This window comes from Bacteroides sp. AM37-9 (assembly GCF_003603455.1).
Classification (GTDB): Bacteria; Bacteroidota; Bacteroidia; order Bacteroidales; family Bacteroidaceae; genus Bacteroides; species Bacteroides xylanisolvens.
Map to the genome: position 1 here is coordinate 1 of NZ_QTNF01000021.1, position 13,706 is coordinate 13,706.

12 protein-coding genes are annotated in these 13,706 nt (G+C 41.5%); 6 read left to right on the plus strand and 6 right to left on the minus strand.

Annotation, left to right across the window (positions count from 1 at the left end):
* Window positions 1–163: 163 nt before the first annotated feature.
* Window positions 164–1,492 carry an MFS transporter gene (locus tag DW862_RS15075; protein ID WP_120069096.1) on the plus strand — a complete coding sequence of 443 codons (1,329 nt, stop codon included), beginning with the start codon at window positions 164–166 and terminating at the stop codon, window positions 1,490–1,492.
* A 3-nt stretch (window positions 1,493–1,495) separates the two neighbouring features.
* Window positions 1,496–2,395: a DMT family transporter gene (locus DW862_RS15080; protein WP_004316636.1), complete on the plus strand. Its 900-nt coding sequence runs from the start codon at window positions 1,496–1,498 to the stop codon at window positions 2,393–2,395.
* Window positions 2,396–2,531: 136 nt separating this feature from the next.
* Here the strand turns inward: DW862_RS15080 and DW862_RS15085 are convergent, their stop codons facing one another.
* The 3 genes from DW862_RS15085 to DW862_RS15095 all read right to left on the minus strand — a co-directional run bounded on the left by DW862_RS15085 (window position 2,532) and on the right by DW862_RS15095 (window position 4,773).
* The gene (locus DW862_RS15085; protein WP_008026146.1) at window positions 2,532–2,924 is read right to left on the minus strand and encodes an HIT family protein; all 393 of its coding nucleotides are present in this window, start codon (window positions 2,922–2,924) and stop codon (window positions 2,532–2,534) included.
* 51 nt (window positions 2,925–2,975) lie between these two features.
* The gene (gene greA, locus DW862_RS15090; RefSeq protein WP_032811363.1) at window positions 2,976–3,440 is read right to left on the minus strand and encodes a transcription elongation factor GreA; all 465 of its coding nucleotides are present in this window, start codon (window positions 3,438–3,440) and stop codon (window positions 2,976–2,978) included.
* A gap of 181 nt (window positions 3,441–3,621) precedes the next feature.
* Complete coding sequence (locus tag DW862_RS15095) at window positions 3,622–4,773, minus strand: TlpA disulfide reductase family protein (protein ID WP_120069099.1); 1,152 nt, start codon at window positions 4,771–4,773, stop codon at window positions 3,622–3,624.
* Between the two features lie 196 nt (window positions 4,774–4,969).
* Between DW862_RS15095 and pnp the strand changes: the two genes are divergently transcribed.
* Complete coding sequence (gene pnp, locus DW862_RS15100; RefSeq protein WP_004311937.1) at window positions 4,970–7,096, plus strand: polyribonucleotide nucleotidyltransferase; 2,127 nt, start codon at window positions 4,970–4,972, stop codon at window positions 7,094–7,096.
* Window positions 7,097–7,592: 496 nt separating this feature from the next.
* Here pnp and DW862_RS15105 read toward each other — a convergent pair whose 3' ends face one another.
* Window positions 7,593–7,856: a hypothetical protein gene (locus DW862_RS15105; RefSeq protein ID WP_009040167.1), complete on the minus strand. Its 264-nt coding sequence runs from the start codon at window positions 7,854–7,856 to the stop codon at window positions 7,593–7,595.
* Window positions 7,857–8,075: 219 nt separating this feature from the next.
* On the opposite strand from DW862_RS15105, the gene DW862_RS15110 reads away from it, so the two are divergent.
* Entirely contained in the window at window positions 8,076–8,549 is a 474-nt protein-coding gene (locus tag DW862_RS15110; protein ID WP_004316645.1) for a helix-turn-helix domain-containing protein, read from the plus strand.
* 29 nt (window positions 8,550–8,578) lie between these two features.
* Window positions 8,579–10,336 carry an ATP-binding protein gene (locus DW862_RS15115; protein ID WP_120069103.1) on the plus strand — a complete coding sequence of 586 codons (1,758 nt, stop codon included), beginning with the start codon at window positions 8,579–8,581 and terminating at the stop codon, window positions 10,334–10,336.
* A gap of 147 nt (window positions 10,337–10,483) precedes the next feature.
* On the opposite strand, the gene buk is transcribed toward DW862_RS15115, so the two are convergent.
* Complete coding sequence (gene buk / locus DW862_RS15120) at window positions 10,484–11,545, minus strand: butyrate kinase (protein WP_008018575.1); 1,062 nt, start codon at window positions 11,543–11,545, stop codon at window positions 10,484–10,486.
* 25 nt (window positions 11,546–11,570) lie between these two features.
* Window positions 11,571–12,530 (minus strand): phosphate acyltransferase, encoded by a 960-nt coding sequence (locus DW862_RS15125; RefSeq protein WP_087317828.1) that lies wholly within the window; start codon window positions 12,528–12,530, stop codon window positions 11,571–11,573.
* A 218-nt stretch (window positions 12,531–12,748) separates the two neighbouring features.
* Here DW862_RS15125 and DW862_RS15130 point away from each other — a divergent pair, with 218 nt between their 5' ends.
* On the plus strand, window positions 12,749–13,657 hold the full coding sequence (locus tag DW862_RS15130; protein WP_120069107.1) for an LD-carboxypeptidase: 909 nt from the start codon (window positions 12,749–12,751) through the stop codon (window positions 13,655–13,657).
* Window positions 13,658–13,706: the final 49 nt, after the last annotated feature.

The following is a 13,706-nucleotide window of genomic DNA, read 5'->3' on the forward strand; positions in this document are numbered from 1 at the left end:
GATTTACCACAACGTTTCCAGAATACTCCATTATTTTATTCAAAACGGTACCGGCATGAACAAGATTCCCTTCTGTGTCCTCTGCGTCCTCTGTGGTGAATAAATGAACTTTATAAAGCGACTATTGTTTTCTTCAAACCTAAACTTTTAACGAATAAGCATTATGAAGATACAGACGGGACGAGGAACAATTCCTCTTATCACTTTAATTGCCATTTGGTCTATTTCGGCATTGACTTCATTGCCAGGACTCGCTGTTTCACCCATATTGGGTGACCTTACAAAGATATTTCCGAAAGCTACGGATCTGGACATACAGATGTTGACATCACTGCCATCATTGCTCATCATACCTTTTATATTGCTGGGTGGTAAACTGACGGAGAAAGTCGATTATGTCCGTGTATTGAAAGTCGGACTCTGGCTTTTTGCCGCAAGCGGTGTTCTGTATCTGATATCCAATCGAATGTGGCAGTTGATTGTGGTTAGTGCTCTGCTCGGCATCGGGTCCGGACTTATTATCCCTTTGTCTACCGGACTGGTTTCCAGATATTTTGTGGGAACTTATCGGGTGAAACAGTTCGGGTTGAGTTCGGCCATAACTAATTTTACGTTAGTGATAGCAACTGCCGTGACAGGTTATCTGGCAGAAGTCAGTTGGCACCTACCTTTTCTTGTTTATCTTCTTCCGTTGGTTTCCATTCTGCTGGTGGGACATTTGAAAGAAGACCGGTCCGGAGAAGTCGCTTTTACGGCATCTTCTTCGTCTGCTACTGCTGCTACTGCTACTACTACGGCGGCGGCAAATGTAGCAACTGCGAATGCGGCGACGGTGACTTTGCCGGAGACGAATTCAGCGGACGACAGCAAAGCTACCCGACAGTCTGCCATAGACATTGGAGGCAGTAAATATGGTATTCACATCAAGCATTTGATAGAATTGATGCTTTTCTATGGGGTGATTACATATATCGTAATAGTAGTGATCTTCAATCTGCCTTTCTTAATGGAAAAGCATCATTTCTCCAGTGGTAATTCCGGACTGATGATTTCGCTTTTCTTCCTGGCTATCACGGCTCCGGGCTTCTGTCTGGATAAAATTGTAGGCTTGCTTAAAGAACGTACGAAGGCATATAGCCTGTTGTCGATGGCATTGGGACTATTATTAATCTGGATAGCTCCGATAGAGTGGCTGATTATTCCCGGGTGTATTCTGGTCGGTTTAGGGTATGGCATTATCCAGCCCATGCTTTATGACAAGACCACGCAGACCGCATTACCGCAAAAGACCACATTAGCTTTGGCATTTGTGATGATGATGAACTACCTGGCTATTTTGCTCTATCCCTTTATCGTCGATTTTTTCCAGTGGGTATTCCATACCCAATCGCAAGAGTTTCCGTTTATCTTTAATCTGCTGATTACTGTTGTTACTCTTTTCTGGGCATACCGGCGTCGTCATACCTTTTTGTTTAACGACCAATTGAAATAAAAAATGAAGAATAAGAAACTGGAAGCCAATCTTAGCATGGCCGTCTCGAAAGTTTTTAGCGGGTTAAATATGAATGCCCTGAAGTATCTTCTGCCTTTGTGGATGAGTCCGCTGACAGGAGCAACCCTTCGCTGCACGTTTGCGGCAGCAGCCTTTTGGGTAATCGGGTGGTTTATGCCTCCGGAAAAATCATCCGCCAAAGATAAATGGCTCCTTTTCCTGTTGGGGGCCTTGGGACTTTATGGCTTTATGTTTCTCTACCTGGCCGGATTGAGTAAAACAACTCCTGTTTCCAGTTCTATTTTTACCAGCCTCCAGCCTATTTGGGTTTTTCTCATGATGATATTCTTTTATAAGGAGAAGGCGACCACTAAAAAAATAATAGGAATTTCTATCGGTCTGATAGGAGCATTGGTTTGTATTTTAACCCAGCAAAGTGATGATTTGGCGTCCGATGCTTTCACGGGAAATATGCTTTGTCTTCTTAGCTCTGTGGTATATGCTGTCTATCTGATTCTTAGTCAGCGTATCTTGACTGCCATCGGAGCAATAACCATGTTGCGCTATACCTTTTCCGGTGCTGCCGTATCTGCTATAATAGTAACGTTCATTACGGGATTTGATGCTCCGGTATTTTCCATGCCGTTCCATTGGACACCTTTCCTTATCCTGATGTTCGTATTGATTTTCCCGACCACTATCAGTTATATGTTGTTGCCTGTCGGTTTGAAATATCTGAAGACAACGGTGGTTGCCATTTATGGTTATCTGATTCTGATTGTGGCAACTATTGCCTCCCTTGCTTTGGGACAAGACCGTTTTAGCTGGACGCAGACGTTTGCCATTATTTTTATCTGTATCGGAGTTTATTTGGTAGAAGTTGCCGAAAGTAAGGAGCGATAAAAGTTTCTCGGTGTGGAACAGGTTGTTCCTCGGTGAGGAACACTTCGTTTCACACCGGGGAACACTTTGTTTCAAGGCATGGAATAAAAAAAGAGCGTCCTTCACAGAACGCTCTTGCTTATTTCATCATCATGTTTTATAGAGAGGAGTTGATTGCTTGTGCTATGGACTTGAATTCTTCATCCGACAATTTCAGTTTCGGATTCGAGAACAACATATCCGATTCCTTTTGAATAGGAATTAAATGAATATGTGCATGAGGAACTTCCAGTCCGATAACCGCTTCGCCCACCTTTTTACAGGGGAAAGCTTTTTCAATGGCACGGGCCACTTTCTTTGCAAATACATGCATAGCAGCCAGGTCCTCATCGCTCAAATCGAAAATATAGTCTACTTCCTGTTTGGGCACCACCAATGTGTGTCCCTTTACCAACGGATTGATATCGAGAAACGCAAAAAACTTTTCGTTTTCCGCCACCTTGTAGCAGGGGATTTCGCCTGCGATGATTCTACTGAATATTGTTGCCATAACTTTTATTGATAAATGAAGGCAAGCCCCACAAGGAGACCTGCCTTTACGTTAAATTGATATGTTTACTACTTCCAATGCAATTTTACCTTGTGGAACAGTGATTTCGGCTACATCACCCACCTTCTTGCCAAGCAGACCTTGTGCAATCGGGGTGTTAACGGAAATCTTTCCTTCCTTCAGGTTAGCTTCACTTTCGGAAACGATGGTATAAGTCATCTTCATACCGTTCTTTACATTCTTCAGTTCCACTTTATTTAAAATCTGTACAGAATCTGTTTTCAGCTTAGATTCATCAATGATTTTTGCGTCTGCAATGGTAGCTTTCAATTTGTTGATGCGCATTTCAAGCATACCCTGCGCCTCTTTGGCGGCATCGTATTCTGCATTTTCCGACAAGTCTCCTTTATCTCTGGCTTCGGCTATTGCCGCAGAGATCTTCGGGCGTTCCACTGTTTCCAGTTCCTTCAGTTCCGCCATCAGTTTCTTGTAACCTTCTTCTGACATATAAGCCATGATGTTTTCCTCCTTTAATTGTTTTAAATGGTCATATAAACAAAAAAGAATTCCAACATGAGCCATGTTGGAACCCTCTTATCATTATTTCTTTGCAAAGATAGACTTTTAAGTGATACGTGTCAAGTGAAAAAAGATGCTATGTAACATATTTAAATGAAATATGCTAAATTATAACAACTTAGAGCAATGACTTGACAGCTGCTTCCAAATTCTTGATATCTTCGCCACGAAGCTTCAATTCGTTGTTACGGTTAATCAAAAAGATAGATGGAACTTGACGAACATTATATACAGCCACGTTGGTAGAATACACTCCGTTTCCATCGCGTACACAAACCCAAGGAAGGTTGTCTGCCGCAGTTTTCCAGTAGTGTTCGTCCGCATCGAGAGATACCTGGTATATTTCCAGTCCTTGTTTTGCGTATTCATTATATAGTTCGCGAAGCATCAGGTTGTGAGGAGATCCGGCAGGCGACTGGAATACAGAGAAATCGAGCAATACGACTTTTCCTTTTAGGTCGGTCAGTTTGCGCACATTTCCTTTCACGTCACGCAGGGCGATGTCGATAATTCCGGTTTCCACTATTTTCTCTTGAGGAATCTCCAATGCTTTCGCCTGTGGCTGGCGTGTGTTCTTCATCCCCTTAATTACAATATTATAAAGGTTCTTGGAACGTACGGCATGAGGGAACGCATTGTTGAGGCTCGTAGCAACAGCAGCGAAGCATTTCACATCATCTTTATTGTTCAACGGATCGAATATCAGGTAATTATTGAGTTTTTGGAACAGGGCAAAGTAAGCGGCTGCCGTGTTGGGAGCAGCGAAAATATAGTTCACTTTGACATCTTCCTTGTAATTGTTGAGTAACGTTGCCAGACTGTCTTCAAACACATCATGCCCCATTCTGTTACTGCGTAAAGCTGCCAGCAAGTCGTCCACCTCTTTTTGCAGGCGGATCTGCTTCAGCGTCAGCTCTTTTATCTTGTTGCTGTTTTCCGAACCTTCCACCGTGTAAGTTGTGGAGAAATCCACATACGGCGCTTTGATCTGAATCGTTTCGATAGAATCTACAGAAAAATTGATGATTTTGTCGTCAATCCGCAAGCGATAAAATTCGGGTGATTCGGGACGAGGCTGCTTGAAACTGAATGTACCTTCCCCCTTCAGCTTCACTGAATCGAGCGGAACAATACCTTCCAGACCGGAAGCTTCGAGATAAAGCATTTTACCATCGGCTCCTGATACATCCCCGTTCACCTGGAATTTAGGACCGGAACTACAAGCAGTAATAGTAAGTGCGGCGAGCGCTGCAAAAGTAACCTTTTTCATATAGTGTGTGTTATTAACGAGATGCAAATATACTTCTTTTCGAGATTAGTCAAAGCATTTTGCCGGGTTCTTCATCCTAATTTTGAAAAAAAATCAGTTCACCACTAACTTTTTACCTCATTTCCACCTGATTACCACGATAAATGTATATCTTTGCAGGAATTTTGAAAGAAAAAGTATAGATAAAACAATTTTTATGATTAACCCAATTGTTAAGACAATCGAGTTACCTGATGGAAGAACCATCACACTCGAGACGGGAAAGTTGGCAAAACAGGCAGACGGTTCTGTAATGCTCCGCATGGGCAACACCATGTTGTTAGCTACTGTTTGTGCCGCTAAAGATGCAGTTCCCGGAACAGATTTTATGCCTTTACAGGTAGAGTACAAAGAAAAATTTGCGGCATTCGGCCGTTTCCCTGGTGGTTTCACCAAGCGAGAAGGTAGAGCTTCTGATTATGAGATTCTTACTTGCCGTCTTGTAGACCGTGCTCTCCGTCCTTTATTCCCCGATAATTATCACGCAGAGGTATATGTGAACATCATCCTCTTTTCTGCTGATGGTGTGGATATGCCGGATGCATTGGCAGGACTTGCCGCTTCTGCAGCACTTGCCGTTTCAGATATTCCTTTCAACGGACCGATCTCTGAAGTACGTGTAGCACGTATCGATGGTCAGTTCGTAATCAATCCTACTTTTGAACAACTGGAAAAAGCTGACATGGACTTGATGGTAGCCGCTACTTATGAGAACATCATGATGGTAGAAGGTGAAATGCATGAAGTATCTGAAGCTGAATTGCTGGAAGCAATGAAGGTAGCTCACGAAGCTATCAAGATTCATTGCAAAGCGCAGATGGAGTTGACTGAAGAGGTTGGAAAAACTGTAAAACGCGAATACAACCACGAAGTAAACGACGAAGACTTGCGCAAGGCTGTTCGCGAAGCATGTTACGACAAGGCTTACGCAGTTGCCGCTTCCGGAAACAACAACAAACACGAACGTTTTGCTGCTTTCGAAGCGATCCGCGAAGAATTCAAAGCTCAATTCTCTGAAGAAGAGTTGGACGAAAAGGCTGCATTGATCGACCGTTACTACCACGATGTAGAAAAAGAAGCCATGCGCCGTTCTATTTTGGACGAAGGTAAGCGTCTGGATGGTCGTAAGACTACTGAAATCCGTCCGATCTGGTGTGAGGTTGGTCCTCTGCCTGGCCCTCACGGATCTGCTATCTTTACTCGTGGTGAAACACAGTCATTGACTTCTGTTACTCTGGGTACAAAACTGGATGAGAAGATTATCGACGATGTTTTGGAACACGGAAAAGAACGTTTCTTGTTACATTATAACTTCCCTCCTTTCTCTACAGGCGAAGCAAAAGCACAACGTGGTGTAGGCCGTCGTGAAATCGGTCACGGTCACTTGGCTTGGCGTGCTTTGAAAGGACAGATTCCTGCTGACTATCCGTATGTAGTACGTGTGGTTTCAGATATCCTCGAATCTAACGGTTCTTCTTCTATGGCTACCGTATGTGCCGGCACATTGGCATTGATGGATGCAGGTGTGAAGATCAAGAAACCGGTATCGGGTATCGCTATGGGATTGATTAAGAATCCGGGCGAAGAAAAATATGCTGTATTGTCTGATATCCTGGGTGACGAAGACCACTTGGGAGATATGGACTTCAAGGTGACCGGAACAAAAGATGGTATCACTGCTACACAGATGGATATCAAGGTAGACGGTCTGTCTTACGACATTCTGGAACGTGCTTTGAACCAGGCTAAAGAAGGACGTATGCATATCCTTAATAAGATTACTGAAACAATTGCTGAACCACGTGCCGACCTGAAAGAACATGCTCCACGTATCGAAACGATGACAATTCCTAAAGAATTCATCGGTGCTGTGATCGGCCCTGGTGGAAAGATCATCCAAGGTATGCAGGAAGAAACTGGTGCTGTGATTACTATCGAAGAAATTGATGGTATGGGACGCATCGAAGTTTCCGGAACAAACAAGAAATGTATTGATGATGCAATGCGCATGATTAAAGCAATCGTTGCTGTTCCTGAAGTAGGCGAAGTTTATAAAGGTAAAGTTCGTTCTATTATGCCTTATGGTGCATTTATCGAATTCTTGCCGGGCAAGGATGGTTTGCTGCACATCTCCGAAATTGACTGGAAACGTCTGGAAACAGTAGAAGAAGCCGGAATCAAAGAAGGTGATGAAATCGAAGTAAAATTGATTGATATCGATCCGAAAACTGGTAAATTCAAACTTTCACGCAAGGTATTGTTGCCAAGACCGGAAAAGAAGTAAGAAAGCGATAGCTTCTATATATAATGAAGGCTGTTTCAAATTTAATTTTGAAACAGCCTTCTTTTTTATTAGTATCCTCCGGAGTTGAACTGTTTTATATATAGAGTTAGTATATATTAGATTTATCCAGTTTATTAAAACCTTTAAAAAGATGAAAGACACCTTATTATATCCTCCCCAAAAAAGAATCGGAAAGTACCCCCATACTTCCCGATTCGAAACAGTCAAAAATCGACCTTAATCAATTTATTAACTTAACACGTCGCAAAGATATGAGAAAAATTTCTTTGAAAGAGCTTTTTTATTTAAAAAGTTTATGATACAGGCAAATATACCTGTTAATAAGGTCGTTTTTCTTGCTTTAAAACCAAAGCTTCACTCCTTTTAAAGGAACGCCCCCTTCCTTTAAAAGGAAGAGGCCGTTGGTTCTAAAGAAATCTGGTGGGGTGTTTATATAGAAATTTGGATTAATGATTTTTCAATTATATAAATCCGTTTACAAGTTTGTTTTATACTCCTCTTTTATTCGTATTATGTGTGCTAAGTTCTTTTCCAGTAATTCATTTAGCTCATTATCCGAAAAACATTCTCCTAAATAGATCGTGCTTTCTGTTTCAAAATCAAATGATTCGTCGTCTTCATTCACAACAATCTCAATTTTTCCTTGTGCATCTGTAGAGATCACTGCATTGTATTTAGTCATCAATTCTTTGAGCTCTTTTATGAACCTGTATTCTTTATTTGTCAATATTCTTTTCATGTTCGTAAGCTCTTTTGTTTTGTTGCCCTTTCGTGCGGTAAAGTTCGTGATAATTTAACACATTATACGCTGTTTGAAGTATTCATTTTATTCTATTTGTCAGGTTGTAATATTCATTTTATCCATATTATCACATCTATTCGTTTTTTTCGTATATTTGCTTCGAGCGAAACTTTTCATTTGTATATTTGTTGGATTTTAAAAAGAAAGAAAATAAAAATGGAAACAGAAGAATTGACAATTGGGAGAGTCCATCACGGACGCAATATACGTCGTACCCGTATTGAAAAGAATATGAACCAGGAGGGTTTGAGTGAATTAGTACATCTCTCACAACCTGCTGTTTCTAAATATGAGAAGATGAAGGTGATTGATGATGAGATGTTGCAACGCTTTGCACGTGCATTGAATGTCCCTTTCGATTATCTCAAGACTTTGGAGGAGGATGCACAGACGGTGGTGTTTGAAAATAATACGGTGAATAATTCAGAACAAAGTGCAGGTGGGGCAAACATCAGCATGGGTATAGTTAAGTCTGATACCGAAGATAGTATTAATGATAGTCGAGTTAACAACTTCAATCCTATCGACAAAATCACTGAACTCTACGAGCGTCTTTTAAAAGAAAAGGATGAAAAGTATGCAGCATTAGAACGCCGTTTGCAGAATATTGAAAAAAGTCTGCAGAAATAAGAGACAGATAAATTGAAAGGAATCGCAATATGATGAAACAAATACCTTACGGAATAACTGATTTTAGCCGAATTCAGAAAGAGAATTATTATTATGTAGATAAGACAATGTTCATTGAAAAAATAGAGATGCAACCGCCTTATCTGTTTCTGATACGTCCCCGTAGATTTGGGAAGAGTCTGACTTTGGCTATGTTAGAGGCCTATTATGACGTAAATCATGCTGAACAGTTTGACGAGTTGTTTGGTCAGCTATACATAGGTCGGCATCCGACGAAGCTCCACAATCAGTTTCTCATCATGCGATTTAATTTTTCGGAAGTGAGTTCCAATGTCAATGAAGTAGAGCTATCGTTTAAGCTGCATTGTTGTAGCAAACTTAAAGATTTTGTCTTTAAGTATGAAGATTTGTTAGGAAAAGAAATTTGGGATGTTCTTGATGAGAAAATACAAGAAGAACCCGGTGCTTTTCTGTCTGCGATTAATTCCTATGCTACCCGTAAGAAAAATATTCGTATTTATTTACTTATTGATGAATACGATAATTTCACCAATACCATTCTTTCAACTTACGGTACGGAGTTTTACAGAAAAGCAACGCATGGCGAAGGTTTTATTCGTGGCTTCTTTAACGTGATAAAATCTGCCACTACCGGAACCGGAGCTGCTCTTGAACGGTTGTTTATTACCGGAGTGAGTCCGGTGACGATGGATGATGTAACTAGTGGCTTTAACATCGGAACCAATATCACAAATGATTCATGGTTTAATGATTTGGTTGGATTCAGTGAGAAAGAATTGCGTGAGATGTTGACATATTATAAAGAGCAGGGAGTGCTTCAAGAATCTATAGATGAAATAGTTGCCATGATGAAACCCAATTATGACAATTATTGCTTTAGTGAAGATACATTGGAACAGTGTATGTTTAATTCTGACATGGCACTTTATTTTCTGAAATCTTTTGTACTTCATCATAAAAAGCCTAAAGAAATTGTAGACCCTAACATTCGCACTGACTTTAACAAGTTGGCATACTTGATAAAATTAGATCATGGATTGGGAGAGAATTTTTCTGTTATAAAGGAAATAGCCGAGCAAGGAGAGATTATTACTGACATTGTTACTCATTTTTCTGCATTGGAGATGACGGACCCCAGTAATTTCAAGTCTTTATTATTCTATTTCGGACTTCTTTCCATCAAAGGTGTAGATATGGTGGGAAGACCCATCCTGCATGTACCGAATTTAGTTGTAAGAGAGCAGCTTTTTAACTTCTTGATACAAGGCTACATCAAGCATGATATCTTTAAAATAGACATGAACAAGATGAGTGCTTTATTTGAGAATATGGCTTTCAGAGGAGATTGGAAACCTTTGTTCGATTTTATCGCCAACGCTGTTCGTGAGCAAAGCCGTATCCGTGAATATATTGAAGGTGAAGCGCACATTAAAGGCTTCTTGCTTGCTTATTTAGGAATGTATCGTTATTATCAACTTTATCCGGAATACGAATTGAATAAAGGCTTTGCAGATTTCTTCTTCAAACCTAGTCTGTCGGTTCCCGTACTTCCTCCTTTCACCTATCTGCTTGAGGTGAAATATGCAAAAGCCGGTGCTTCGGAAAAAGAAATACGTGCCCTTGCTGATGAGGCGCGCGAACAGTTACTTCGTTATAGTGAAGATGAGCTGGTGGCAGAAGCCAAGGCGAAAGGTGAACTGAAGTTAATTACTATTGTTTGGCGTAGCTGGGAGCTTGCCTTGTTGGAAGAAGTAACTCTTTCTTAAGAAATAAGTACCATAAATGTTACTACAAGGTTTGCGGTTCATCCATTTTACCTAATTCTTGAAATGCTGAGAAATAAGGAGATAGCAGGTAAAAGTATAGAGTAAAATAAGATGAAACCGATAGAATCGATAAATCAATAGTTTATGTTACTTGTAAACTTGTATCGGCAATTCTCCTTTCAATGCTCCTATGGCGTTAAAAGCTAACGACTCCATTTCATTCTCTCCCGGATAAACATAGATGGGAGCCAGGAAAGAGATTCTTTTTTTCAGCCTTGAAACCACATAGTCCGAATAAGCGATTCCTCCTGTCAGGAGGATAGCATCTACTTTCCCGCAAAGTACAGTAGCACTGGCGCCTATCGCTTTTGCAACATTATAAATCATGGCGTCCAGTATCAGTTCCGCCTTTTTATCTCCTTCTTCTATCGATTGGATGATGGCAGGCACATCGGTCGTACCTAAATGAGCAGTCAATCCGGCACGTCCGGAGATACGTTTCTTCAATTCGTCTTTGGTATGCTGACCGCTAAAACAAAGGTCGATCAGTTGACCGGCAGGAAGTGTGCCGGCGCGTTCCGGTGAGAAAGGGCCTTCACCATCCAACGCATTGTTGGCGTCGATGGCTCTTCCATGGTGATGGACTGCGACAGAAATGCCTCCTCCTAAATGGCAGATGATTAAATCCAACTCTTCGTATTGCGTCCCTTGCTCTTTGGCGAAACGCCGCGCGATTGCTTTTTGGTTCAAGGCGTGCCAGATGGTAATTTTCGGCATTAACGGAGAACCTGTAATGCGGGCTATATCTTCCAGTTCATCCACCACTCCCGGATCAGCGATGAAAGCCGGGCAATCGGGTAGGGTGGCGGCCAGTTCACTGGCAATCAGTCCTCCTAAGTTGCAGGCATGGGTACGCATGGCATGCACTGTATCACGTTTCATGGCATCGTTCACCTCATACACTCCGCCCGGTATCGGTTTCACCAAACCTCCGCGTCCAATGATTGCGTCAAAGGAAAAAGGGATCTTGTTATTCTCCAATTCTTGTAATACCAGATTTTTCCGGAATTCAAACTGATCTATTACCTCGGGAAAAGCGGACAGTTCTTCTACGGAATGTTTTATATTGCTGATAAACAACGGAGTTTCGTTTTCGTAAACCGCAATCTTTGTAGAAGTAGAGCCGGGGTTGATAACCAGTATTTTCATGAATGGTGAGTTTTAAATGGTGAATTTAGAATGATGAGTTGGTGACCTGACTGGCCTGTTTTCTGCACTCGCAATCTCTTGACACTTGTAAGCATGCCATCGCAATGCTATAATATTTGGACAAGCCGGAATCGCTACGTGACGGAAGTACTACAGGACAAATAGGACCTTGCAGTAATCCTGCCATCTCTGCTTTTGCAAACAGGGAGACAGATTTGTAGAATGCATTGCCCGATTCGATGTTCGGGAATATCAGTACGTCTGCCTGTCCGTTGATAGGAGATACAATCCCTTTTATATCACCACTTGCCTGTTCGCACGCAGTACGTACATCCAGCGGGCCGTCAATAATCACATTTCCGAATTCTCCTGCTTCGGCAAGCTCTACGATATTCACATAATCTAATGAATGAGGGAACTTGGCACTCACTTTTTCCGTACAGTGAATCAAGGCGACACGCGGCTGCTCGATGCCAAAGTGGCGGCAGGTACAGATAGCATACCAAATCATCTCTATGCGTTGTTGTAGCGTGGGACGCGGAATGACCGCAGCATCCGAAAAGAAAAGCAGTTTATGATAAGTAGGAATTTCCATCACTGCCAGATGCGTGAGGATTTTTCCTTTCGGCAACAACCCTTTTTCTTTGTCGAGTATGGCATGCAATAAGTTGTCTGTATTGATAATCCCTTTCATCAAAATATCGGCTCCCCCTTCGCGAACGATACGGACAGCCTCGCGTGCCGCTTCGTCCGGATTTTCGATATGGATAGTTTTTACATATTCGGGATATTGTTTGAGCGTGGGATATTTCTTCAGAATTGTAGAATCTCCAATCATAAGAAATTCTGCAATTCCCTCTTCCAGCGCACGAGAGATGGCATACTCTGTGTTAGGATCGTTGGCACAGACCACGGCAATTCGTTTTCTATGGTTTAGCTTTTTGAGATGGGCCGTTAGCTGGGCAAAATTTAGAATAGGTTCCATAACGTTAGATTTTTAGCAAATATCAGAAAAATGATTGAAAAAATAACGATTATAACCCGAAAAAAATGCATCCATTATGTAACATTTTGCTATATTTCATTTGTTTTGACTGTTGGATGTGCATGGAACCGTTTTTTCCTGTATTTTTGCAGATGAAAACAAATGCATCCGGGCAGTCTGGTATTTTATCAACGAAAGTCAATTAAATAAGAATATATATGGATATTCAATTTCCTCCCTTTTTGCAGAAAGGTGATAAAGTGGTTATTGTATCACCTTCGAGTAAGATAGACCAACAATTCCTGAAAGGAGCCAAGAAACGGATTGAATCATGGGGCTTGAAAGTGGCTATGGGAAAATATGCCGGAAGTTCATCCGGAAGATATGCCGGAACAATCAGGCAACGGCTGAAAGATTTGCAGGACGCGATGGACGACCCTAAGGTGAAAGCTATTCTGTGTAGTCGCGGAGGGTACGGGGCGGTACATTTGATTGATAAAATTGATTTTACGGCTTTTCATGAACATCCGAAATGGTTACTGGGTTTTAGCGATATAACGGCGTTGCACAATCTGTTTCAGAAGAATGGATATGTTTCCCTACATTCATTGATGGCCCGTCATCTTACGGTAGAACCGGAAGATGATCTTTGTACGAACTATCTGAAGGATATCTTATTTGGAAATATCCCTTCTTATACGTGCGAGAAGCACAAACTAAATAAGCAGGGGACTGCGCAAGGCGTTTTGCATGGTGGCAATATGGCGGTAGCATACGGTTTGCGGGGAACTCCATACGATATTCCGGCAGAAGGGACGATACTGTTTATTGAAGATGTCAGCGAACGTCCGCATGCCATCGAGCGTATGATGTATAATTTGAAATTGGGAGGCGTACTTGAAAAACTGTCCGGACTGATTATCGGCCAATTTACGGAATATGAAGAAGACTGTTCGTTGGGTAAGGAATTGTATGCAGCTTTGGCGGATTTAGTAAAAGAGTATGATTATCCGGTCTGCTTTAATTTTCCGGTAGGACACGTGACTTATAATCTTCCGCTTATAAACGGCGCAAAAGTAGAACTTGTGGTCGGAAAGAAAAATGTGGAACTGAAGTTTATATGTTAATAAACCATTCCATCTGAACGATGCTGTGAGGAAAATAACTAATTTTGAA

Excerpts from the sequence above, each read along its gene's own strand:
- buk (WP_008018575.1), bottom strand. The coding sequence starts at position 11,545 with ATGAAAATACTGGTTATCAACCCCGGCTCTACTTCTACAAAGATTGCG.
- DW862_RS15095 (WP_120069099.1), bottom strand. The coding sequence starts at position 4,773 with ATGAAAAAGGTTACTTTTGCAGCGCTCGCCGCACTTACTATTACTGCT.
- DW862_RS15085 (WP_008026146.1), bottom strand. The coding sequence starts at position 2,924 with ATGGCAACAATATTCAGTAGAATCATCGCAGGCGAAATCCCCTGCTAC.
- DW862_RS15115 (WP_120069103.1), top strand. The coding sequence starts at position 8,579 with ATGATGAAACAAATACCTTACGGAATAACTGATTTTAGCCGAATTCAG.
- DW862_RS15080 (WP_004316636.1), top strand. The coding sequence starts at position 1,496 with ATGAAGAATAAGAAACTGGAAGCCAATCTTAGCATGGCCGTCTCGAAA.
- DW862_RS15075 (WP_120069096.1), top strand. The coding sequence starts at position 164 with ATGAAGATACAGACGGGACGAGGAACAATTCCTCTTATCACTTTAATT.
- DW862_RS15130 (WP_120069107.1), top strand. The coding sequence starts at position 12,749 with ATGGATATTCAATTTCCTCCCTTTTTGCAGAAAGGTGATAAAGTGGTT.
- DW862_RS15125 (WP_087317828.1), bottom strand. The coding sequence starts at position 12,530 with ATGGAACCTATTCTAAATTTTGCCCAGCTAACGGCCCATCTCAAAAAG.
- pnp (WP_004311937.1), top strand. The coding sequence starts at position 4,970 with ATGATTAACCCAATTGTTAAGACAATCGAGTTACCTGATGGAAGAACC.
- greA (WP_032811363.1), bottom strand. The coding sequence starts at position 3,440 with ATGGCTTATATGTCAGAAGAAGGTTACAAGAAACTGATGGCGGAACTG.
- DW862_RS15110 (WP_004316645.1), top strand. The coding sequence starts at position 8,076 with ATGGAAACAGAAGAATTGACAATTGGGAGAGTCCATCACGGACGCAAT.
- DW862_RS15105 (WP_009040167.1), bottom strand. The coding sequence starts at position 7,856 with ATGAAAAGAATATTGACAAATAAAGAATACAGGTTCATAAAAGAGCTC.